A 22,494-nucleotide genomic window follows, 5' to 3' on the forward strand; every position below is an offset into this window, starting at 1 on the left:
GACTTTAATCGAAACGGACGATGTCTGCTCCCAGGTTATTGAGTCTTTGGTCGATGTACTGGTAGCCCCTGTCGATTTGTTCGACATTGTCTATGATAGAAGTACCATCAGAGGACAGTGCAGCGATGAGCAAAGCCACTCCAGCCCTGATATCGGGAGAAGTCATTCTGATACCTTTCAGGGCATATTTGCGGTTCAGTCCGATGACAGTGGCCCTGTGTGGGTCGCATAAAATGATCTGCGCTCCCATATCGATCAGTTTATCTACAAAGAATAGCCTGCTCTCAAACATCTTCTGGTGTATCAATACGGTACCTTTGGCCTGAGTGGCCACCACCAATACAATACTGAGCAGGTCCGGAGTAAATCCCGGCCAAATGGCATCCGAGACAGTGAGTATGGAGCCATCAATAAAAGTCTCAATTTCATAGTGTTTGCTGGCGGGTATGAAAATGTCATCTCCTTTGACTTCAAGTTTAATGCCCAGACGTCTGAAGGTGTCTGGTATCAACCCCAACTTGTCCACACGGGCATTTTTTATGGTGATTTCAGACTGAGTCATGGCAGCCAGCCCAATAAAAGATCCGATTTCTATCATGTCCGGAAGCAGCGTATGGCTGGTGCCTTTCAGGCGCTGCACACCTTCTATGTGGAGCAGATTCGAGCCTATGCCCGAGATCTTGCCGCCCATATTATTGATCATCAGGCAAAGTTGCTGTATATATGGTTCGCAGGCAGCGTTGTAAATCGTCGTTTTGCCTTTAGCCATTGCAGCAGCCATGATGATATTGGCCGTACCGGTGACGGAAGCCTCGTCAAGGAGCATGTATGTTCCGGTCAGTTGACTCCCGTCAATTTTGTAAATCTCCTTTTTTGGATCGTAGTGAAATTTTGCTCCCAGTTTCTGAAAACCGGTAAAATGAGTATCCATCCTGCGCCTGCCGATCTTATCTCCTCCCGGTTTAGAAATTCTACCTTTCCCAAACCTACTCAGCAAGGGGCCAAGGAGCATGACTGAGCCCCGAAGACCAGAGGCTTTTTCCAGATATTCGCTGGTGTCCAGATAAGATAATTTGATGTTTTTGGCCGTGAAGGAATAGCTCTCTGGTCCTTTTTTTTCTACCGCCACCCCCATATCAGCCAGCAGCTCGATAAGCTTGTTGACATCCCGGATATTGGGGATTTTGTGGATCAAAACTTCCTCGGAGGTTAGCAGCACCGCACAAAGAATCTGAAGGGCTTCATTTTTTGCGCCCTGAGGAGTGATCTCACCTTTCAGTTGGGTGCCTCCCTTAACCCGAAATGAAGCCATTAATTACGTCTTTTTTTGCTGTTTTGATTGTTGTTTCGTCGTTTTCCGCCACTGAAATTGCGTTTTCCGCCGCTGTTGCCGGAATTGGATGTGGTAGCACCTACATTGCTCTTAAAATCCCGGCGCATGCTGGTTTCAAAAAGTCCGTTTTCCTTTACTTTATCCAGGTCTATATGCAGCTTGCCTTTGGAGAGGGTTTTGATGTCATCCAAAATGATGGCATCGTCAAAATTTTCTCTGTTCCAGGTAGAATGGAAGCTTCGCATCAACTGCCCGATGTAGATCAGGGCTGTTTCCTGCTCCTCGTCATCTTCAATTTCTATCGCTTTTTCGATAAGTTTCTCAATATTTCTTCCGTAGTGTTTGAATTTGACTTCGCCATCCGGATACCCCACTCTTTTGGGTTTTCTTCCCAATAGCTCTTTTGGGGGCATGGGAAAAGGTCCGTCAACCACCAGCTCAAAATCGGACATGATGTACATGTCGTCCCATAGCTTTTGGTCGCTTTCGCTCTTCAATTGCGGATTGAGCTGTTTCATCAACTCCACCAAAGCAAAGGCATATTCCGTCCTTTTTTCCTGATCAGGTACAGTTTTGATGTAATCCACCAGTTTCTGGATGTTTTTTCCGTATTCTTTCAAAATAACTCTGTTTTTAGGCTTTTCACTGTCTGTCATGATACCTGCATTTAAGTTTCCTGAACTTTTGTCAATATACTAAAAAATATGTACTTGCCAGACTCAAATGATTTTTGGTATCCGCAACCAAAATAATTATTCTATTATATGAAGCTTTGCAAAGCTAAGTAATAATGTTTTATCACCAAAATGGTCGAAGTGAATATGTGCTTTTCTGTTCACACCCTCGGTTTCGATAGATATCACTTTACCAAAACCGAACTTGGGGTGTTCCACCTTGTTGCCGGCCGCCAGATTATTGGTGTTGGAGGGCTTGAAATCGGGACTGGGGCTGTGTACCCTTGCCGTGGCGTTTCTGACAGGAGGTTTTTTTAATCCTACAAATCCACTTTTGCCTTCGCTTTCCCGAAAGCTACCAGACATTGAGGTACTGAGCTTTTTATTTACCTTGATAAATGTCGGATCAATTTCTTCCAGAAATCTGCTGGGTTCGCAATTCAGTAGTCTCCCGTACCGGTATCTGGTCAGGGCATAGCTTAGATAGAGCTTGTCCATCGCACGGGTAGACGCTACGTAGAATAGCCTTCTTTCCTCCTCCAGATCTTCCCTGCTTTGCATCATCATTTGAGAGGGGAAAAGATCTTCCTCCATCCCTACGACAAAAACATATTTAAACTCCAGGCCCTTGGAAGAGTGGATGGTCATCAGTGTGACCGTATCCTGGCTGTCTTTGTTTTGGTCCTCATCTGTGAGTAGTGCAATTTCCTGTAAAAATGCGCCCAATGATTTGTCTTCGTTTTCGGGGTTGTCTACATATTCCTTGATGGCATTGAGCAACTCCTGTACGTTTTCGTAGCGATTTAGTCCTTCAATGGTTTTGTCTTCATACAGTTCTCTCAGCAATCCGGATTGTTTGGCCACACTCGTGGCAGCTTCAAAGGCGTCTTTTCGCTCTACCTCTATTTTAAAACTCCGGATGGTGGTGCAAAAGTCTTCTACGGCATTGGCGGCCCTTCCGGGCAGGAAACTTTTACTGTTGGTGATGACTTCCCACAAGGGAATGTCATGTTCATACGCAGCGACCATCATTTTTTCTACACTGGTGTTGCCAATTCCTCTTTTCGGATAATTGATTATGCGCTTGAAAGCCTCTTCATCTTCATGGTTGACCACAAACCGAAAATAGGCCATGAGGTCTTTGATTTCCTTTCTTTGGTAAAAGGATAATCCGCCCACAATCCGGTAGGCTATACCCAACTTGCGCAGGGCCTCCTCCATTGCCCTGGATTGGGAATTGGTCCGGTAGAGTATGGCAAAATCGCTGTTGTTTAGCTTCTTATTGTTTTTTTCTTCAAAAATGGTAGTAGCTACCATCCTGCCTTCCTCATTATCGGACGCAGCCTTCATCAGCTCGATAAGGTCTCCGTTATCATTTTGTGTCCAGACGTTTTTTTTGAGTTGAGACTTGTTTCGGGCAATGATAGAGTTGGCGGTCTCCACAATGTTTTTTGTAGACCTGTAGTTTTGCTCCAATTTGACTACGAACAGATCCGGGTAATCTTTTTCAAAATTCAATATGTTCTGAATATCCGCACCACGAAAAGCATAGATACTCTGGGCATCATCTCCTACTACACAAATATTCTGGTGTACTGCCGCCAGTTTTTTGGTGATCAGGTATTGGGAAAGGTTGGTATCCTGAAACTCATCCACCATGACGTAACGGAAACGTTGCTGGTACTTGTTCAAAATATCCGGGTGGTCTCTGAAAAGCACATTTGTATTGAAAAGCAAGTCGTCAAAATCCATCGCCGAGGAGCGAAACAGTCTTTTTTGATAATTTTTGTAAATCTCGCCTACCCTGGGTTTCATGGCTGCCTCATCATCAGCGAGAATAAAGGGGTCATTGATATAGGTCTCCCAGGAGATCAGGCGGTTTTTGGCTCCGGATATCCGTGACAATACGGTATTGGCCTTGTACACCTTATCGTCCAGGCGCATTTCTTTGACGATAGAACGGATCAGTGATTTGCTGTCATCGCTGTCATAAATGGTGAAATTTCCCGGATAGCCTAGCTTTGGAGCTTCCACCCGGAGGATTTTGGCAAACACCGAATGAAAAGTGCCCATCCAGGTGTTTCTGGCCTCCAGCCCAATGAGCCGCTCGATGCGCTGCTTCATTTCATTGGCGGCTTTATTGGTAAAGGTAAGCGAAAGAATTTGAAAAGGATCTACTTTATGGGCATGAATCAGGTGGGCAATTCGAATGGTCAGCACCCTGGTTTTACCTGAACCAGCACCAGCAATAATCATTACCGGTCCTTCAGTCCTTTCTACAGCTTCTTTTTGTGGGGGATTTAGGCTTGATAGGTAATCCATAATCATCGTTCAAGTTTCTGCATTCCCGGAGAGGGCGCATCAGGGATTGCAAAGGTACCATTTCTTTTTGATGTACACCTGCATCATCTTTTAATTGTCCGTAGTTCACTCACTCACCCAACTATCTTTTGATTTTTGAAAGTAAAAAATAGCCCTAATTCCACTTAAACTTCACTTTGACCATTTAATAGAAAAAATATTGTGAAAAGTATAAGTTAATAATTAATTTTGTCAATAACGTAGTTAGAATGTGTCCAGGATTTCCTGACAGTAATTTCATTTTCCGGCCGTACAAGAGTTCATTCCAATTTTTACTTCAGGGCTTCAATCTGTTCTTTTTAACTAGGTTTACCTAACCTAACACCCCTATTGAAATGCAAAAAATCTTAATAATAGACGATGAAATTTCTGTTTGTAAGCTGCTCTCCGGTTACCTGCAAAAGAAAGGTTTTGAAACCGCTAGTACGATCAGTGGCAAACAAGGCTTAAAGAAGCTCCAGCAGGAACATTTTGATGTAGTGCTTTGCGATTACCGCCTCGGTGATTTTGACGGAAGTAGCATCTATCCTGAAATCAGAAAGGTGGCCCCGGAGGCGGTGGTGATTTTTATTACCGGCTATGTAAATCTTCAGGTGGCTATTGATCTCGTGAAAAAAGGAGTATATCAATATCTAGAAAAACCCCTCAGACCCGATGATCTGTTGGACACCATCAGGATCGCCCTTAGCTCTAAGGCAAAGAGCAGGCATTATCCCGAACCCCGCCAACATACCGTTGTTGCGGAAGAGCAACCGGTACTCGGGCAGGATACTTCTTCCCGGGAATTGATGAAGTCACTTTCCCTGGTAGGTCCCACAGATTATTCTGTTGTGATCGAAGGCGAAACCGGTACTGGTAAAGAATCCATTGCCAGACTGCTCCACCAATTCAGTAAGCGGAAAAACGGACCATTTATTCCCATTGATTGTGGTAGTCTTTCCAAGGAAATTGGTGCCAGTGAGCTTTTTGGGCACGAAAGGGGTGCTTACACGGGAGCATTTGCAGACAAGACCGGAGCTTTCGAACTGGCGGAAGGAGGCACTATTTTTCTGGATGAAATCGCCAACCTCTCACTGGATATCCAGGTAATGCTGCTTCGCGCAATCCAGGAGAGGAAAGTAAGAAAACTGGGTAGTGTAAGGTTGAAGGAAGTGGATGTACGTATAGTAGTGGCTACCAACGAAAATCTTATTGATAAGGTAAAGGAGGGGCTGTTCAGAGAAGATCTTTATTACAGGATCAATGAGTTTACTATTAAAGTGCCCCCCTTGAGAGAAAGGCCACAGGACCTTTGTCTGCTGGTGAAACATTACCTGGAAAAAACCGGCCGTGAACTGGATAAATCCATTTGTGGCTTAGATGAAGAGGTGGACTTTTTATTGAAGAACTATCACTGGCCCGGCAATATCAGAGAACTGAAAAATATGGTAAGAAGGGCCTGTCTGCTTACTGAAGATGGCGAAAGAATTTCCTCCGCGGCACTTCCGGCGAGTATTCGGGAGCATGAGAATAGCCTGCTGAGCGATACTGTACTTCCCGCTGCTTTTGAGGAGGCTGGTGAGGAGCCGATTCTGGACTTAAAGTCACAGGCCCATTTGGCTGAAGCAAAACATATCCGGAAAGTGCTCCATGAGGTAGGATTTAACAAGACCAAAGCTGCAGAATTATTGAATATTGACCGAAAGACGCTGTACCAGAAACTGAAACGATTCGAATTAAAGGTTTAGAATAATTCTCCCTTAAATGGCAGAGCCCAGGTGCTTGCGGTCAAAGTACAGGGTAAAGGTGCTGCCCGTTTCCTTTTCACTTTCCAGGTAGAAACCTATCTGGTGTCCAAGAAGGATTTCCCTTGCCGTAAACAAGCCCATGCCATTCCCTTTGGGTTTCGTGGTGTAAAATGGCTTGAACAGATTGGTCCGCTCCTGCTCGCTCATACCTATCCCATTATCGGCGATACGTACGATCGACTTCTGATTGGCCAGTTTTGTACTGATACTGATGACTCCATCGCTATTTTGTATGGATTCGATGGCGTTGTTGATGATATTATTCAGCGCCATAAGCAGCTTGTCGCGGTCTATTGGGTAGAAGAAGTCACTCGCTGTAAGGTTTACATTGAGCTGTATTCCCATTAATTTGAATTTACTGCGATTGGTATCAATGGCATCTTTGATAAGCTCGTTGATATTCAAAGATTTGAAGTTCAGGTCAAAACTCTTATCAAATTCAAGTAAGGACTTGATGGTTTTGCCAAGGCGCCGGTTACTTTCTTCGATAAAATCAACGCTATCCGACAAGTATTGAGGTATTTTATCCATACTCTCTTTGAGCTCCTCCACCGCCATGCCCATGCCATAGGAAAGGTTTTTTATTTCATGTACGATCAGGTGATTCAGCGATTTGGCAGCCGTGAGTTCGTTTTTCCGGATAGCGGCGGTATTCTCCTTCCTGATTTCTTCGATAGTATGCGCACTTAATAAATAGATATCCTGCTCTTCATTAACTTTATCCCCATTTAGCAATACCGGAAAAGCGCGACCTTCCTTGTTTTTCAGTAAGTATTCCCAATTGATAACATTGTCTTTTATGCAGATTTCTTTGGTAAAGCGATTACCTTCTGCCTGATTGTAGAAAAGATCGGGTACCCCCATGTCGACAAGTTCGGAAGCTGTATACCCCAATTGCTGGATGGCTGCTTGATTTGCGTCTAATATCCGGTGATCGCAATCAAGCAACAATAAAATTTGATGGGATTTGTGAAATGCATCCCGGTATAAGTCAGGACTCAGCATATTAATTTATAATTGATTACAATGCCTGTAAATCATAAATCGTGCAATTTTACCCACTAATGGGAAAAAAATACCCCATAAAGGATATTTTTAAACTGATTTGCTTTTGGAATTCTTTTTTATTCAAAAATTAAAGTATCGAAAATTAATAACATTTAAAATATTAGACTTTAAAATTTCTTCAATTTAAAAATTTGTTTTTATAAATAAATTAATTAAAAATACCATCATTCATTCGGGTTAAAACACATATTCTGGCCTGATATTTCTGCAGTTTTTATTGAAACAGGAACTTCCCTGTCAATATTCAAACCATTAACAAGACCAGTCAGATGAAAAAAAATAAAGCCAAAAAGAAATTTGAATTTTCTCATGCCGATAATCTTTTCGCCGGAATTCCGGTAAAGAGCCATAGACTTAAAAAGGGGTTTAACTTACAAGAGCCTGCCAAAAGTCCCGAAAAAAAATCTATGGATTAGCGTACCATCGAAGTTTCGGTGCAAAGTACCAACCTGATCAGTTACACCGCGGCTGGCGGCCTACGAAAACACATCGGCCAGATTAAGCGGAATGTTCACTTTTCGATCTTCCCGCATGGCCCCGATTATTCGGGGTCAAGGAATTTTTCCACCGGTTATGGGTCCACAGGTACAATGCGGGCTGCTCCTTGATATTCTTTTCCACCAGTTCGATGAATCTCTCAGTGATGCTGTGAGGAGGTTGGTTGTCGTAAGGCGGACTGCTTAATATGTGGTATTCGAAAAGATAATGCCCCCTTTTTAGTTTGCTGGTTTGCGCATAAATAACAGTCAGGCCAAATTTTTTAGCCAGTTTTTCTCCTCCCTCAAAAAAAACCGTGGGCCGGTTCATAAAGGAAGTCTGGTACCTGATATCCATTTGATTGGGTCTTTGGTCTGCGGCCAGCACGATCAACCTGGGTACAAGCCGGTTTTTGAGGAAGGTTCGTTGGAATGATTTCTTTTCGGTGATTTTTGCACCCAACCTGCTCCTGATCCCATACATGAGTTTCTCAAAAAAAGCATTGCTTATACTGGTGTATATGGTCTCACATTTATCCTGCACCTTGGAAGAAATTGCTACCAGATGCCCCTCCCAATTAAAAAAGTGCCCGCACATACCGATTACGATCTCGCCATTATTAACCAGGTCGAAAATGAGTTCGGAATTTTTTGTAACAAATCTTCTGTCCAACTCTTCTTCGCTCATACTGAGTAACTTGATGGTTTCTGCAAGTGAATCGGTAAAATTTCTGTAAAATTGTTTTTCTATCTGTTTTCTTTCCTTTGGGGATTTTTCCGGGAAGGAGTGGAGCAGATTATCCTGAACGACTTTTTTTCGGTATCCGATCAGGTAAAAGGCCAGCAGGTAGAGGAGGTCCGAAAACAGGTACAATACCCACAGGGGAAGTTTGGAAATCAACCGGATAAGAAGCATTTTTTTGCCAGCCGCATTTTTAGATGATAAAAACGAAATTCAAAATAATGAAATTATGGCGACTTTCTTGCCTAAAATTAGCTATAAATAAAGCCAATTTGTAATTTTAAGGCCTATGTCCGAAGTACAGCGAAAAAAATATTCAGATAAAGAGAAAAATAGCATTTTTGATCATGAGTTCATGCCTCACATTGACTCCATGTACAATTTTGCGTTCAGATTGACCTTTGACGAAGACGATGCCAAAGACCTTGTTCAGGATACTTACCTGAAAGCCTACCGTTTTATCAACTCCTTTGAGAAAGGAACCAATGCAAAAGCCTGGCTCTTCAGGATTTTAAAAAACAGCTTCATCAACGAATACCGCAAAAAGAGCAAGCAGCCGTCCAAGGTGGATTATCAGGAAGTGGAAACTTATTACAACTCTGATAATGTTGACTATAATATGACCTCAGATTTGAGGGTAGATGCCGTCAAAGATATGTTGGGTGACGAAATATCGAATGCGCTCAATAGTTTGGCGGTAGATTTCAGGACGGTGATTATTTTGTGTGATCTCGAAGGTTTTACCTATGAAGAAATGGCCAAAATTCTTGATATTCCGATCGGAACGGTTCGGTCCAGACTTCATCGTGCCAGGAACCTTTTGAAGGACAAACTTCGTTCTTACGCGGAAAACATGGGTTATGATACTGAGGAAGAATAATATTTGAATAGAAATTACTTGAAATGGACAACGAAAACACATCCAACAAGAGAAAATTGAACTGCAACGATGAAAGTAAATGCTTCGAGCTGTTGGAAAGCATTCTGGACGGAGAGGAAACTCCGGGCTCAAAGGAGCTATTGAATGAGAAACTGGCCAAATGCCAGCCTTGTTTTGAGCATTATCATTTGGAGAAAGTGATCCGGGAAGTCTTAAAAAGTAAATGTACCAAACATTTGGTACCCGCAGAATTAAAAGACAGCATCAGGCAAAAAATACAGGAAATCAAATAAATTTTTATGTTTCAGGGCAAAGCCATCATTTTTTCAGCTCCATCCGGTTCAGGCAAAACCACTATCGTCAAGCACCTGCTGCAGCATATGCCCCAACTGGGTTTCTCCATTTCCGCATGTACGCGGGATAAGCGCAGACGGGAAGAAGAGAATGGAAAAGACTACTATTTTCTGACCCCGGAGGAATTTAAAGACAAAATCAACCAAAATGCTTTTATTGAATGGGAAGAGGTATACGAGGGAAATTTTTATGGTACACTCAAGGAAGAGATACAGCGAATCTGGAACCAGGGCAAACATGTGATCTTTGATGTGGATGTGAAAGGAGGATTGAACCTCAAAAAGTATTTTGGAGATAAGGGGCTGGCTATTTTCGTTAAAGTTCCCTCCATCGAAGACCTTGCTCAAAGATTGCACGACAGAGGTACGGATTCCGAAGAAAGTCTGTCCAGGAGAATTTATAAAGCAAAATTTGAAATGGGGTTTGAGGATAAATTTGACGTTACCCTCATAAATGAGCACCTGGAGACCTCACTGAAGGAAGCAGAATCCCTTGTCAGCAGATTTATTGAAGAAAATAAGCTTTGAAAGTAGGTTTGTTTTTCGGTTCCTTTAACCCCATTCATATCGGTCATTTGATCATAGCAGATACCGTACAGGATCAGACCGAGTTGGAAGAGGTTTGGTTCGTAGTGTCGCCCCAAAACCCACATAAATCCAATAGCACTCTCCTGCATGAATTTGACCGTTTGAAGATGGTAGAACTGGCCACAGCAGACCATTTTAAATTCAGGGTCACTGACGTGGAGTTTAACATGCCGCGGCCCAGCTATACCATAGACACGTTGACCTATCTCACTGAAAAGCATCCGGGAAAGGAATTCTACCTTATACTTGGTGGGGATAACCTTACTCATTTTCACAAGTGGAAAAACAGTCAGGAAATTCTCAATCAGTACGGTATCTATGTCTATCCCAGGCCCGGAAAGAGTAAAAAAATAGATCACGAGCATATTCATTATGTGGAAGCCCCCTTACTGGACATTTCAGCCACTTTTATCAGAAAAACCATTCGTAGAGGCGGATCAGTCAGGTACTTACTCCATCCCCATGTGTTGGATTATATACGCGACAAGAAATTTTTCCTATGATCAGTCTTTCAGCGCTGTATTGGGACCAGTGCTTTTCCGGGTATTGATTTTCTCGTTGATTTTTCCCGCCACCAATTTACCTTGTTCCACGCCTAGTTCTATGGCTGGAAGATAATGGATGCCTCCATAAAATCTGCTGATAGCAGCCTCCGCAGCTGCTTCCCGGAATGATTTGAATTCCCGGGTTCCCAAACCGTATTTGACTTCCGTGGAATCCAAAAAATGGAAGGGCTCTCCGAGCAGATCGGTCAGGGCAATGGAGGCGGCTGTTGATATGACGCTATGGCCACTCGTATATTCAGGGAAGGGAGGAGTTTGTAAAAGTGGCAGCCAATCCTGATCCATATAGCGGTTGATGTATGTTTCGGGTCTTATCAATACACTTCTGTACTTTTCGTCCCAACAGGAAATGAATGCGTCAAAAAGATATATGGAGGTAATGGCCATGGTTTCGGCTGTTTCCTTCCAATTGAGGTTTTTGGCTTTGGAAGCAATTCCCGCTATTCCCATCCAGTGTCCTCCCGGAGTGATTTTTTTTTCCGCATACATCACGTGCCCCTTCACATTCATTTTGTATGGGTTGCAATCCCAGAAGAATGCGATCTCCTCCTGCTCTTCGGTCATTTGATTGCCTGCATCCATCACTTCCTTGGCGTCTCGGAAAAATCTGCTATCCGGAAGGGTATCAAATGGTGGAGGCGGAGGTGGGATAAACTGGTCTGCCGAGTCAAGGACGAAAGTCCTGATCGTGTTCCAATGGGGCTCAATTCCTTCAATGTAAGCAGGGGGGGTAGGCTTCCATGAACCCAGATCGGCCCTGACGGTGTATTTTTCGAACGACCGGCTCTGGTGATAATTGTCTCCTGATACGTATTCCAGAATTTCTCCTGCCACTTTTTCTCCCAATCGCAGCGATGCATCGAACATCGGCCCGGGCATACCAGCATCTTTAATCTTAGCGTAGGCTGAAATCTTGTTATTTTCCAGATCCTGCTCAGAAAATATGAGTTTTCTGGCCACCTCATAATAGGCGGCCAGTGCCGCGAGGTGGAAATTGATTTCCTCCTCTTCGTCCACAGAAACATTCAGTGGCGCAGACCCGTTTAGCTGTCCCATTAACGACTGGTAGTCTTCGGGAGCAGCCAATACAGCTACCTCGTAAGCTGCTATGGCAGGATACGCATAAATCCTGCTGGCTACCGGAGGGGAAAATATGTCGTGCACAATGATATCTGTCAGGTCCTCGTTGGCTTCAACAAGAAAATAATCCTCAGCCATCAATGCCTTATAGTTTTCATTGGTCTGGCAGGAGGACATTGCGGCCAGAAATATTGCAGGCAAAAAAAAGTCTTTTAAGTGGAAATGTTTTACCAATGGAGTCATTGTCAGCGATTCTGATTCAGGTTGGATCTAATTTGTTCGGTTTTCAGTCAGCACTTTTTCTTTGTATTTAAGGTGCTTTTCATATTGTTCCAGTATCCATCCTGCCACTTTTTTGCCCTGGTCCTGCCCTCTGGTGATGGCATCCATAAAGTGTATTCCACCATAGAGTCTGCTGATACTGGCTTCTTCAGAGGCCTGCATAAAGGAAGTAAAGTCGCGGGTGCCAAGGCCGTATTTTTCCTCCACCGTGTCGGTATAGGCGAAGTTATCTCCAAAGAAGTGGCTAAGGATCACGGCTGATGCCGTAGAAATGGTGGAGTGCCCACTCAGGTACTCCGGAAAGGGAGGTGTTTGCAGCATGGGTTTGTAATTGGGGTCCAGGTATTTCCTGATGGCCGTTTCCGGTCTGATACGGTCGCTTCTGTATTTTTCATCCCAGCAGCTGATAAACCCATCCATCAAACCAATGGCCACCAGGGTACTGATCTTCATGGATTCTTCAAAATTCAGGTTTGCTTTACGGCAGGCAATGTCGGTAATGCCCATCCAATGTCCTCCTGGAGAGATTTGTTTGATACCCACCATAAGGTGGCCGGTTTCTTCAAGAGCAAAAGGATTGCAATCCCAAAAGGCCGCAATTTCGCGTTGATCTTTATTCATCTCGAGCGCGTATACCTCATCCATCAGGGCAAAGAAGGCCGACCCAGGATCAGTCGAAAAAGCTTCTGGCGGGAGGGGCTTAAACTGGTCTGCGGTCTGTAATACAAAGGGTCTGACGGTATTGAAATAAGGTTCGACCGGAGGAAAATATCCAGGAGGAGTAGGGTACCATTTTCCCACGTCTCCGGTAGCCTGATAGCGTGGGTAGTTGCTGATTTCCCGGTACCGATCGGCTTTTGCATAGGTCAGGATTTGCCTGGCGATGTCTTCTCCGAATGCTGCAGCGGTATTGACCTCGTCTGTGGTATATCCCCAGACAATCGCGGAGTCCATCAGAGAAGCGGCAAAGGCTTCCATCTCTGAACCGGACGGCTGCATACTGGAAGCAGTATGTACCATGGCAAAGGCGGCACTCAATGCCGGAGAAGGACTTTTAGCCGCCGGAACCTGAAGTGGTTTGAGGCCATTAAGAAAACCGGCAAAGGAGGGGTAGTCTTTGTTTGTTGCAGCGATGACTTCATAGCCAGACAAGCTGGCATAGGCATAAAACCGGGCCGCCAGGGGCGGATTGGTAATGTCATGGACCATCAAATCCGTCATCTTCTCAGTAATCTGGCCAATGATACCAGGTTCAATTGCTTTTTTCTCCTTCGGACCGTTGCAGGCGACAAAAAGGCTCAGTAACCATACCCACTGGAGGGCAGGGACTGTTGTGAAATGTTGCGATACTATTCTTCTGAAATTCATTCCAATGCGATTCATTTATTGTATACCAAAGGCCCGTACCGGACCCTGATTGATACCAAACAACACTTTGTCGTTCAGGCTGAGTATGCTTCTCACATCACCTTTTATTGACAACCCGGAATACCTCTGGGTGAGATAAGAGAAATTACCTGTTCCGTCGCCCGTCAGCACCGTACCGAAATTGGCATCGTACTTACCGAAACGTAATCTGGCCCGCTCAATGTTCCCTCCAAGGATCAAATCCAGGGCCCCATCTCCATTGAGGTCCAGGCTTTCAATGGCAAAGACAGGAGATGCCTGAGCTTGCAGGGGCAGGGCTATTTTCTGAAATGGCTGATCTTTCCGGCTGATAAACAGGCTTGTCTCCAGGGTGTTGGCCATAAGGTATCCCGCTCCCTCGAGCTCGGCGCTCGAAAAAATGTTTTCCAAACGGGCATCTGCATATCCCGCATAATCTCCGAAACGCGTCCGCATCATGGATATCTGATCCAGTAACTCATCCCTGGTCAGGTAAGGGTAGGGTACCCCTTCGATATAAAAACTCAAGATAGGATCCACGGCTCCGTTGTCGTCAAAATCTTTGAAGTACATCTCTGCCGGCTCATTCTGGCTAGCCTGGACCTGGCTGTTTAAACCATGGTTTCCTACTACCAAATCAGGCAATTTGTCACCATTGACATCTGCAACATGCAGGCTGTTCCACCATCCGTTTACCGGATCTTCGAAATATGCCGAGCTTTTGTCGAGTAGTTGTTGTCCATCCAGCTCAAAAACCATAATTGGCATCCATTCACCGACTACGACAAGTTCAGCCTGCCCCGTGCCGTTAAGATCAGCCCATGTTGCATCAGTTATCAGGCCCAGAGAGGAAAATGCTTTATTCCAAAGGTTTGTCTTGTCTTCCATTTTCCCGCTGCCGTCATTGACGAGCAAAAAGCTTCCTGGTATCTCTGGATACCGTCCTGGTATGACCCTCCCCCCAACAAATAGATCTGGCAATCCATCGTTGTTAACGTCCTGTGCTGCGATAGCTCCCGTGCTGATCAGCATTTCCGGAAGAGCATCTACCCTACGTAAAAACTCACCCTTTCCATCGTTGAAATAAAGTCTGTCCTGCAGGAGGGGATCTTCCGGAAGTAGTGCGCCGTATCCGCCACTGGCAACATACAAATCCGGATGACCATCGCCATTGAAGTCAGCGATGACTGCATCGGTATCCTGAAAGTCGCGGTCTGCTTCCAGGGCTGCCGTGGGTTTTCTGATGTACTGCCCGTCTGTCTGTTGCAGGTATATGCTGCCCGATTGATCCGCGTCTCCTCCAATAAACACATCCGGGAGCCCATCGCCGTTTATATCTCCCTTTACCATCACAGGGCCAGAAAATGAAATGGGATTGACCATCAAAGGTTGTCTTTTAAAATCATTGATCGTATTTGCCGGAGATTGGTGAGGGATGGGAGAAGACTGCTCTGCCAGTAAAGGGACGATCCGCTTATCGATATCAGGTTTGCCACCGGCATCTTTCTCGAAAAGGTCCAGGACCTGGTTGGCTTCGATGTGTCGCAATGTTTCAGAAGCTCCTCCCGGCCAAATTACCTGCAGCGAGTCAACTTTTTCGCTGTCTCCGAGTCCGAAATGCAGTACGGGAGAAACACTGGATTGGTAGCCCCTGGCCGGCATTTGCTGCAACGTTTGTGATTTTCCATTTTTATAGAGGCTTATTTTTGCTCCTATGCCATGGGTATTGCCAGCATTGCCGTTTAGTTTAATTTTCAGGAAATGGTGTCCAGATAGGGAATCGGCATTGTTTTGATAGATAAAGGCCGGCTGGTTAATATTGCTCACAACCAGGTCCAGATCTCCGTCATTGTCCAGGTCTGCGTATACTGCACCATTGCTGTTGGCTTGTTGGTCCATGCCCCAGTCATCCATTTTCTTTTCAAAAATTAATCCGTCGGTATTTCGGAATACATAATTTACCAGGTTTGAGGATGGCATTTGATAGACCAGGTCCAGGATATTCTCCCGCCTTATCCCATTCTCGTTGTTTTTGAGGTAGTCGGCCATATATTTTAAAAAATCCTGATTGGTATAATCGCGGAAATAGCCATTGGTGACGTAGAGGTCCTTTAATCCGTCATTATCAAAATCCGCAAACAAGGCTGCCCAACTCCAATCTGTATTCGAGATGCCCGCCAGTTGCCCAAGCTCGCTGAAGGTGCCGTTTCCCTGATTGATATGGAGCATGTTTCGCATGTACTGGTGGTGGAAACCCACGTTAAGATTAAATTCAAATTTCTCATAATTATCCGGTGCCATCAGCAGCTTCTGCCTCCTGTTGCCCTCCGGGAGCATGTCCAGGGTGAAAATATCCTGGAAGCCATCATTGTTAATGTCTGCGATATCGTTTCCCATAGAGAAATGAGAGGTGTGTCCCATCGCGTCTGAGATCTGGTCCGTAAACGTGCCGTCACCGTTGTTGATATACAGGTAATCCGGGACGGTGTAGTCGTTACAAATGTATATGTCCATCCATCCGTCTCCGTTGATGTCTGCAATGCCGGCTCCCAGTCCATAGGAAAGAGCAACCCGAAGTATACCGGAGCTGGCTGTGATATCCGTGAATTTGTTGCCGTCATTTCTGAAAAGTTGCGGGCCGGCCGGATCTGTCGTTTTCATGATAGCGGCAGTATTGGACTCATCCAAAACCGGCAGGGACTTGGGGTTGTGGTTGAGCAGAAAAAGATCCAGATCGCCGTCGTTATCAAAGTCAAAAAAACTGGCCTGTGTACTGGTCGCATCGCTGTCAATACCATATTTGGCAGCCATTTCAGAAAACACAGGAATACCCTGCTCATTATTCCCCTGGTTGATATAAAGTTCATTTTTTCTTTTCTCGGGAGGCAGGCTACCGGAATAGCACACGTAAAGGTCCAGCAGACCATCCCCATTGACGTCAGCCATGCTCACCCCTGTTTTCCAGGGGCTCGATCTGGTGGCCACACCGGAAATTTCGCTGATGTCATCAAATGTCATGTTTCCCTTGTTGAGATATAGCTTGTTGGGAACCATATTTCCCGAAAAATAAAGGTCATCCAGGCCATCGCCATTCAGGTCTCCTGCTGCCACCCCTCCGCCGTTATAAAAATATTCATACATCAGTATGTTGGTGTTCAATCCTTCAGTGAGCGTGTTCTCGAAGTTGATGCCGGTTTGTGAGGCTGACAGTAAGGTAAATTGCTTCATTTCAGCTTCCTGCTGCGTTTCCTTGTCACAGGACTGGCAAATCGGAACAAGAAGTACCAAAACTATTAACTGTATTTTAAAGGGCGGATAATTGAACATACGAGTGATTGATGATTGGCACAAATATAAGAAGAAATGATCAGCATAGCAGTAGGCGGGAATCAGGCTATCGGAGAATATGCGCAGATCCTGTCTTAAGCACGCGCAGCAAGGGAAATAAAAAAAGGGCAGCCTTTATGACTGCCCCTTTTGTTAAAATTGAAAATAAGGTATATCAATTCGAGTATCCCGGATTCTGGATGAGGTTTTCATTTCGCTGCATCTCGTCAAAACTGATCGGCATCCAGTACATTTTATCCAGCCAGAGCCTGTTTTCTTTACCGGGATCGATCTCTATCACCTCATAGGAGTAATCGTAGAGCTCCGGATCGTAGCGGTAAATTTCAACTTCAGCTCCCGGTTTTAAGGTACCGACAATACTGATGCCATTGGGCTGCCTGCCCAGGGTTTCCGGAGCGATCATCCATCTTCTGGCATCATAGTATCGTTGCTCCTCGTGTACCATCTCTTTGCGTTTTTCATTGATGAAAATGTTCCACAATTCCTCGCCAGAGGCGGTCACGGCTGGCAAGCCTGCCCTGAAGCGGATTTTATTCAGCCAGTTTCTGGCTTCCTCATCATCTCCAAGAGCAATATTGGCTTCTACATAATTAAACACGACTTCAGTAAACCGGATATGCGGCCAGGGAATTTCCTGCCAGGTATTCTGGTCTACGAAATTAGGGTCAGGTTCGATAAACTTCCTGATATAGTATCCCGTATAGCTGCCATTCCAGTCTTCTATAGGGCTGTTTCTGGTGTCCAATCCAAAATGCGTTACCTTCTGTCCTTGAGCATTCACCACTTCATAAGTACCGGTTTGAATTTGTCCTCTGGGATCCCTGGCCTGGTTGGCACTTGATCGTGGTTTCCACTGTGCACCTTCAAAAAGGAAAGTGGCGTAGAATCTGGGCTCTCTTTCTTCGTAAGGAGCACTGGCATGATCTTCATTGTCCCAGTCAAACTCCGATCCGTCCATCATGTGATAGTCATCGATCAATAACTGCACAGGAGTATTCCCAGCCCAGTTGTTGTATCCGTTTGGACCATTATGCAGCCCGTGACGTCCACCGGTTTCCGGCTTTTGAGATAGAAAATACCGGCCAAAAATCATCTCGTTTTCACCGCCATTTCTGGAGAGTGAGTTGTTGATGTAGGTTTGGATGGCTTCTTCTCTCGGCAATGGCTCGGTCAGGTCGAGCATGTTGCCACTGGTTTTGTCCAATACTGCTTTTGCTGCAGCTTCTGCGCGCTGGTAACGGTCTGCCTGACTTCCCGAAGTATACCCCAGCAATTCCTTGTTTTGAAAACCCGAGATTACATCAGAATTGGCAGATGCCGTAGCCATATCGTGAAGGTCTGAGGCCGCATAGATCAGGACCCTGGATTTTAGTGCCAGAGCAGCGATCTCATCTGCTCGTCCCTGGGTCAGGTCACGTCCTTCCAGCAACTGAGCCGAACGATCCAGATCTTCAATAATGAAGTCTACAACTTCCGCAAAGGTGTTTCTGGGAAGGGCATAAGTATCTTCTCCCAGTTCGAATACCCTGTCTGCCAGAGGAATACCGCCAAAGTTTCTCAGCAACTGGTGGTGGAAATAAGCCCTCATGAACAAGGCCTCACCCAACAACCTGTCAACTATTCCACCATCGTTAGGGAATTGAGGATCGCTAAGGTTTGAGATGGCAATATTTGTAGCCCTCAGGCTGTTGTACATATTTGGCCAGTTTCTCGTTCCGTCCAGCCAGCCTGGGTTTTGCGGATTGGATCGCGCTTCCGTTACTGTGTTGATGTTACGGCCGGGGTGGGTAAAGATGGCTTCATCTGTCAATGATGCCAGCGCTTGTTCGCTGAATCCACCTTGTCCCAATCCTGAATACAGATCGGTGACGAAAGCTTCTGCAAGACCCGCATCAGCCCATACGGCAGATTCGGATACTTCTCCTAATGGTTGGGTGTTCAGGAACTCTTCGTTACAAGACAAGTTGAGAAACGAGATCGCCAGGCCCAAACCTAAATATTTTATATTTTTCATCATATTCAATGTTTTTATGATTTAGAAAGTTACGGACAAACCTGCGTTGATAACTCTGGCTTGTGGATAGTATTGTCCGGTAGCGTTGTCTGATTCCGGATCATATACTTTCAACTTGTCCCAGGTGAGAAGGTTAAGTCCGTTAGCATAGAACCTCAGGTTGCTGATGCCAAATCTTTCTCCAAATTGCTGGGGAACAGTATAGCCGACTTCCAGGTTTTTCAAACGGATGTAATCAGAACTCCTGTACCAGAAATCGTTTCCTCCAGAGTAATATTGGTCGCTTCTGTTGGCAATTCTTGGATATTCCGTACTTTCATTATCAATGGTCCATCGGTTTTCGTAGAATTCCAGCAGGTAGTTACCAATGTTTCCGGATTCACCGAGGCTGACCAGGGCAATGGCTCCCGCGGCACCCTGGAACAATACAGAGAGATCCCAGTTTCTGAATGTAGCATTCATGTTTACACCTCCCTGAAATCTGGGGATGTTGTTTCTGTCCAGTCTTACCCTATCCAGCGGCGTGATGGCACCGTCACCGTCATAGTCCTTGAATCTCATATCGCCGGGACGGAGTTCATTGGTGATGTCCGTGTAGTCGAGCTCTTCTGCATCAATGGCGGCCTGATTTGGGAAAACACCATCGTACAGGTAAACAGGGTTCGGAGTGTTCATGGGCTTTCCTGTAGACAATTGCCAGTCAGGTGCTCCCGGAGGCTCATCCCAGAACAGGATCTTGTTTTTGGCGTAGCCACCATTGGCACTGATGCTGTAGGAAAGGTCACCTTTCTGGCCTCTGTATCCTACGTTGAAATCAAAACCCTTGTTTTCTACCTCGCCGATGTTTTCAGCAGGCAAAAGGTTTGCAAGTCCGCTGGACTGAGGTACAGATGCATTTTTTCTCCAAAGGATGTTCGTTCTCAGGTTATAGAAGTAATCAAGTTCGAAGAATATTTGTCCCTGCAGCAGTTGCCCTTCTATACCGATGTTAGAGTTGTTTGCGACCTCCCAGGTAATGGCATTGTTGGGTACCCTGGTTTCAAACAATGTTTTGGCTTCTGTACCTTCCAGGATATGGCTTCTGAAACCATAGGTAGAAAGGAACTGGTATTCCTGAAGTGAACCATCGTAAAAGATCTGGTCATTACCCATCTGGCCCCAGGACCCTCTGACTTTGAAAAAGTCTAATGCAGGAATGTTGTTTTTCCAGAATTCTTCTTCAGATACTACCCATCCGGCCATTACGCCTGGGAAGAAACCAAATCGGGTAGGCTCAGGAAAAATATAGGAACCGTCGTATCTCCAAAGGAATTCGAAAAGGTACTTTTCCTGATAGTTATAAGCGACCCTACCGAAGTAGTTCAGACGGGCTCTTTCGAAGGCCCCACCACCATTGTCTTTTTCGGCATCACCCCCGGCAAACATTTGGTCGATGGCAGGAGAAATAAAGAACCTCCTGTATGCAAAGAAATCATCGCCTTCAACGGTTTCCTGGTTAACACCGGCAAGAGCAGTAAATTGGTGCTCACCGAATTGCTTTTCATAGGTAAAGACACCACCCAGGAGGATATTCAGTTGGTTGATATTGGTTTGTCTGAGTCTTGGTTCGGCCGGACCCCTTAAACTGGGAACCAAAACCGGCGTTACGCCATCTGCTTCAAAACCACTACCCCGCTGATACAGTGTCCAGGGTGTTTCCCACCTCTTTTGAAATCTGCTCAGGTTATCAATAGCTGCAGTTGCCTGGAATTTCAAACCTTCTACACCCGGTATTTTCACATTCAAAGCACCGTTGGTTTGGAAATAGTTTCTGGTGTCTCTGTCATATCCGGTGGCATTGGTGGTAATGACCACGGGGTTTTCACCGTTTTCGATGTCCGGTCCTGGTCTGCCGTCAGGCCAGAAGGCTGGCTCATGAGGCTTACCCCTCATTTGCATCCTGAATATGGCACCAGCTCCCCGGGTAGGGAAGAAGCGGTATTCCTGTCGGGCAAGCACACCCAATTGCAGATCTACATAGTCATTGATTTTGGCATCCAGGTTTATCCGCATGTCATACTGCTTGTATCCGGTAGCGGAGTTCTTGTAATAAGCGTCCTGATTCTGATACCCCAGGGAGGCCATGTAGCGGAGGTTTTCTGATCCGCCATTAAGCTGCAGGTTATGCCTTACCTGTGGAGACCAGGTTTTAAGTGTTTCACCATACCAATCGGTATTTGGATAATTCCAGGGATCCGTTCCGGCTCTGTGGAGGGCCAGCGCTTCAGGGCTGAAGGGTGCAGTCCTCACCTGTCCATCAGGTCGGGTATAGGTGCCGGTAGCACGGTAGGCATCAGTAGCTGCTCTCCACTCGCTGACAGGAAGTTCGTATACACTCAGGTCATTCAGCATTTCTCCGTACTGGGCAGCGTCCGCCAGTTCGGGGATTACCGTAGGTTGGGCAAAACCCTGGTTGAACTGGTAGGTCAATTCGGGCTTTCCTTCTTTACCTCTTTTGGTGGTGACCAGGATTACCCCGTTGGCAGCTCTGGCACCATAAATAGCCGCAGATGCATCTTTCAATACCGATATGGTTTCGATATCGTTGGGGTTGAGGCGGTCTATACCACCCGCTCTGGCGGGAATACCATCAATTACAATGAGTGCATCATTGTTACCCAAGGTATTGGAGCCACGGATTCGGATTCCAGCACCATCATAACCAGGCTCACCGCTTCTGTTTACGGCAATTACACCAGCCATTCTTCCCGCAATGGAATTGGTCAGGTTCATGGCAGGTGATTTGACCAGTTCTCCACCTTCTACGGTGGCCACAGAACCCGTGATGGTTTCCTTTTTCTGCTCACCATAGCCCACTACTACTACCTCGCTCAGGGCCTGCATGTCCGGAGCCAGGGTAATGTCAATACTGCTCTGGTTGCCGACAGCCACCTCCTGGCTGACAAACCCCACAAAAGAGAAGACCAGTGTTTCGTCTCCTGACTGCAGGGTGATCCGGTAGTTGCCATCAATATCAGTAACTGCACCTCGGGTGGTACCTTTTACCAATACAGAAACCCCTGGCAGGGGTAGATCGTCCTCAGCGGAGATGACCGTGCCGGTCACATCCCGGGACTGCGCATGTAAGGTCAGGCTGCTTGCCAGTAACAAGGCCATTCCCAACAAAAACAATTTTGTTTTGGGTAAATAGTTTTGCATTCTTTTATGAATTAGGTTAATAATTATTGATGTTATTGTTAAAATAACACTTTAAATTTCAAGGTATTTTTTATCATTTGCAATAGGGTGTTAAAAACTGTTAAATGCTACCGGAAGCGCTTTTATAAAAAAAGGTTGTTTTGTAGAAGAAATTACAATTTTAATACTAGATCAATGAATAATTGTTAAAAAACAGAGGGTTATTTAACAGATAGTTAAGTCAAAAATTCTTCACTTTTTGCTAAAAAAATTCTTTTTTCACGGAATATCACCGGAATCCGTGCGGATAAACTTCAAATTCCGGGGAATACGGAATTTGTTCGGATAACAGGGACGAAAAGGGGAATCCAAACTAACTGCG

The 22,494-nt window shown here is 45.4% G+C and carries 16 protein-coding genes; 6 read left to right on the forward strand and 10 right to left on the reverse strand.

Annotation, left to right across the window (positions count from 1 at the left end; translation table 11 throughout):
• Positions 1-4 precede the first annotated feature (4 nt).
• From murA to BUB19_RS14900, 3 genes are all read right to left on the reverse strand, one after another.
• Positions 5-1,312 carry a UDP-N-acetylglucosamine 1-carboxyvinyltransferase gene (murA, locus tag BUB19_RS14890; protein ID WP_073095369.1) on the reverse strand — a complete coding sequence of 436 codons (1,308 nt, stop codon included), beginning with the start codon at positions 1,310-1,312 and terminating at the stop codon, positions 5-7.
• Positions 1,312-1,989: a DUF4290 domain-containing protein gene (locus BUB19_RS14895; RefSeq protein WP_073095370.1), complete on the reverse strand. Its 678-nt coding sequence runs from the start codon at positions 1,987-1,989 to the stop codon at positions 1,312-1,314. Before BUB19_RS14895 ends, murA begins: the two co-directional genes overlap by 1 nt.
• 96 nt (positions 1,990-2,085) lie before the next feature.
• Positions 2,086-4,329, reverse strand: a complete 2,244-nt coding sequence (locus BUB19_RS14900) for an ATP-dependent helicase (RefSeq protein WP_073095489.1) — start codon at positions 4,327-4,329, stop codon at positions 2,086-2,088.
• A gap of 374 nt (positions 4,330-4,703) precedes the next feature.
• Between BUB19_RS14900 and BUB19_RS14905 the strand changes: the two genes are divergently transcribed.
• Positions 4,704-6,095 carry a sigma-54-dependent transcriptional regulator gene (locus BUB19_RS14905; protein WP_073095371.1) on the forward strand — a complete coding sequence of 464 codons (1,392 nt, stop codon included), beginning with the start codon at positions 4,704-4,706 and terminating at the stop codon, positions 6,093-6,095.
• Positions 6,096-6,107: 12 nt separating this feature from the next.
• Here the strand turns inward: BUB19_RS14905 and BUB19_RS14910 are convergent, their stop codons facing one another.
• A complete protein-coding gene (locus BUB19_RS14910; RefSeq protein WP_073095372.1) occupies positions 6,108-7,160 on the reverse strand; it encodes a two-component system sensor histidine kinase NtrB in 1,053 nt (350 codons plus the stop codon).
• Positions 7,161-7,492: 332 nt separating this feature from the next.
• Between BUB19_RS14910 and BUB19_RS24210 the strand changes: the two genes are divergently transcribed.
• Positions 7,493-7,639, forward strand: coding sequence for a hypothetical protein (locus BUB19_RS24210; protein WP_178371503.1), 147 nt, complete (start codon positions 7,493-7,495; stop codon positions 7,637-7,639).
• A gap of 82 nt (positions 7,640-7,721) precedes the next feature.
• Here the strand turns inward: BUB19_RS24210 and BUB19_RS14915 are convergent, their stop codons facing one another.
• Positions 7,722-8,615, reverse strand: coding sequence for a lysophospholipid acyltransferase family protein (locus tag BUB19_RS14915; RefSeq protein ID WP_073095373.1), 894 nt, complete (start codon positions 8,613-8,615; stop codon positions 7,722-7,724).
• A 115-nt stretch (positions 8,616-8,730) separates the two neighbouring features.
• Between BUB19_RS14915 and BUB19_RS14920 the strand changes: the two genes are divergently transcribed.
• The 4 genes from BUB19_RS14920 to nadD are packed head-to-tail and all read left to right on the forward strand — an operon-like array spanning position 8,731 to position 10,765.
• The gene (locus BUB19_RS14920) at positions 8,731-9,321 is read left to right on the forward strand and encodes a sigma-70 family RNA polymerase sigma factor (protein WP_073095374.1); all 591 of its coding nucleotides are present in this window, start codon (positions 8,731-8,733) and stop codon (positions 9,319-9,321) included.
• A 23-nt stretch (positions 9,322-9,344) separates the two neighbouring features.
• The gene (locus BUB19_RS14925; protein WP_073095375.1) at positions 9,345-9,614 is read left to right on the forward strand and encodes an anti-sigma factor; all 270 of its coding nucleotides are present in this window, start codon (positions 9,345-9,347) and stop codon (positions 9,612-9,614) included.
• 6 nt (positions 9,615-9,620) lie between these two features.
• A complete protein-coding gene (gene gmk, locus BUB19_RS14930) occupies positions 9,621-10,202 on the forward strand; it encodes a guanylate kinase (RefSeq protein WP_073095376.1) in 582 nt (193 codons plus the stop codon).
• On the forward strand, positions 10,199-10,765 hold the full coding sequence (gene nadD, locus BUB19_RS14935; protein ID WP_073095377.1) for a nicotinate (nicotinamide) nucleotide adenylyltransferase: 567 nt from the start codon (positions 10,199-10,201) through the stop codon (positions 10,763-10,765). Before gmk ends, nadD begins: the two co-directional genes overlap by 4 nt.
• On the opposite strand, the gene BUB19_RS14940 is transcribed toward nadD, so the two are convergent.
• The 5 genes from BUB19_RS14940 to BUB19_RS14960 form a co-directional block, all read right to left on the reverse strand.
• The gene (locus tag BUB19_RS14940) at positions 10,766-12,106 is read right to left on the reverse strand and encodes a vanadium-dependent haloperoxidase (protein ID WP_245802865.1); all 1,341 of its coding nucleotides are present in this window, start codon (positions 12,104-12,106) and stop codon (positions 10,766-10,768) included.
• Positions 12,107-12,175: 69 nt separating this feature from the next.
• A complete protein-coding gene (locus tag BUB19_RS14945) occupies positions 12,176-13,555 on the reverse strand; it encodes a vanadium-dependent haloperoxidase (protein WP_178371504.1) in 1,380 nt (459 codons plus the stop codon).
• Positions 13,556-13,570: 15 nt separating this feature from the next.
• Complete coding sequence (locus tag BUB19_RS14950; protein ID WP_073095379.1) at positions 13,571-16,900, reverse strand: VCBS repeat-containing protein; 3,330 nt, start codon at positions 16,898-16,900, stop codon at positions 13,571-13,573.
• 175 nt (positions 16,901-17,075) lie between these two features.
• Complete coding sequence (locus BUB19_RS14955) at positions 17,076-18,935, reverse strand: RagB/SusD family nutrient uptake outer membrane protein (RefSeq protein WP_073095491.1); 1,860 nt, start codon at positions 18,933-18,935, stop codon at positions 17,076-17,078.
• Positions 18,936-18,956: 21 nt separating this feature from the next.
• Positions 18,957-22,133 carry a SusC/RagA family TonB-linked outer membrane protein gene (locus tag BUB19_RS14960; RefSeq protein ID WP_073095380.1) on the reverse strand — a complete coding sequence of 1,059 codons (3,177 nt, stop codon included), beginning with the start codon at positions 22,131-22,133 and terminating at the stop codon, positions 18,957-18,959.
• Between the last annotated feature and the right edge of the window lie 361 nt (positions 22,134-22,494).

It is taken from the genome of Cyclobacterium lianum (assembly GCF_900143075.1).
Classification (GTDB): domain Bacteria; phylum Bacteroidota; class Bacteroidia; order Cytophagales; family Cyclobacteriaceae; genus Cyclobacterium; species Cyclobacterium lianum.

Excerpts from the sequence above, each read along its gene's own strand:
- BUB19_RS14945 (WP_178371504.1), bottom strand. The coding sequence starts at position 13,555 with ATGAATTTCAGAAGAATAGTATCGCAACATTTCACAACAGTCCCTGCC.
- BUB19_RS14895 (WP_073095370.1), bottom strand. The coding sequence starts at position 1,989 with ATGACAGACAGTGAAAAGCCTAAAAACAGAGTTATTTTGAAAGAATAC.
- gmk (WP_073095376.1), top strand. The coding sequence starts at position 9,621 with ATGTTTCAGGGCAAAGCCATCATTTTTTCAGCTCCATCCGGTTCAGGC.
- BUB19_RS14955 (WP_073095491.1), bottom strand. The coding sequence starts at position 18,935 with ATGAAAAATATAAAATATTTAGGTTTGGGCCTGGCGATCTCGTTTCTC.
- BUB19_RS14900 (WP_073095489.1), bottom strand. The coding sequence starts at position 4,329 with ATGGATTACCTATCAAGCCTAAATCCCCCACAAAAAGAAGCTGTAGAA.
- BUB19_RS14905 (WP_073095371.1), top strand. The coding sequence starts at position 4,704 with ATGCAAAAAATCTTAATAATAGACGATGAAATTTCTGTTTGTAAGCTG.
- BUB19_RS14915 (WP_073095373.1), bottom strand. The coding sequence starts at position 8,615 with ATGCTTCTTATCCGGTTGATTTCCAAACTTCCCCTGTGGGTATTGTAC.
- BUB19_RS14925 (WP_073095375.1), top strand. The coding sequence starts at position 9,345 with ATGGACAACGAAAACACATCCAACAAGAGAAAATTGAACTGCAACGAT.
- murA (WP_073095369.1), bottom strand. The coding sequence starts at position 1,312 with ATGGCTTCATTTCGGGTTAAGGGAGGCACCCAACTGAAAGGTGAGATC.
- BUB19_RS24210 (WP_178371503.1), top strand. The coding sequence starts at position 7,493 with ATGAAAAAAAATAAAGCCAAAAAGAAATTTGAATTTTCTCATGCCGAT.
- BUB19_RS14910 (WP_073095372.1), bottom strand. The coding sequence starts at position 7,160 with ATGCTGAGTCCTGACTTATACCGGGATGCATTTCACAAATCCCATCAA.
- BUB19_RS14920 (WP_073095374.1), top strand. The coding sequence starts at position 8,731 with ATGTCCGAAGTACAGCGAAAAAAATATTCAGATAAAGAGAAAAATAGC.
- BUB19_RS14950 (WP_073095379.1), bottom strand. The coding sequence starts at position 16,900 with ATGTTCAATTATCCGCCCTTTAAAATACAGTTAATAGTTTTGGTACTT.
- BUB19_RS14960 (WP_073095380.1), bottom strand. The coding sequence starts at position 22,133 with ATGCAAAACTATTTACCCAAAACAAAATTGTTTTTGTTGGGAATGGCC.